The 561-nt window shown below is 58.6% G+C and carries 1 protein-coding gene; it reads right to left on the reverse strand.

The genetic code is table 11. The features are described from left to right. Positions 1-247 precede the first annotated feature (247 nt). Positions 248-561: hypothetical protein (locus AC0L3O_RS35495; protein WP_473618164.1), on the reverse strand; the 314-nt coding region annotated here is incomplete at its 5' end.

Here is a 561-nt window from a genome sequence, read left to right on the forward strand (position 1 = left end):
CACATGATTTCGTCACGAGAGATGCCGATGTCGCCAAGGACGCCATCGGGTAAACGGCTCAACTGGTCCGTTGCCGACAAGAGAGCTTTTCCCTCGGCGCGGAGGCGTAACCACCTGCGAAATGGACCAATGGCGGCAGCATGAATTATAACCATGATCAGATCGTACCTTCATTGATCTGAATTGACCGGTACGGAACGGCGCGGCTGGCACTCCGGGCAAGCGCGCCAACCGTCCGCGAAGCAGGTTACGCGTAGTGGTCGATGGACCGGTTTTGCTGTGGCGTGCCCGCACGGCGGGCGGTGGCTGGCCCCGGGCCACGCATATAATAAAGCTCCGGGCGGTAGCGCGGCGCGACGAATTTGCGAAACCCCGCAGCAAGTTTTGTGACGGGAGCCAAGAATTTCATGACTGTTCCCTTTCCTTTCGCCGGCTTGCGCACGAGCCGGCGGGCCTGACGTTGCAACAAGGATATGACAGTCGAACCAGGCTCGGCTGTGGGAATTCCCACACCGGGGAAAACATTGGAAAAATCCGCTCCCAGTTTTGCTTTCCGGAAAG

The sequence above is a fragment of the Mesorhizobium sp. WSM4810 genome (genome assembly GCF_055811235.1).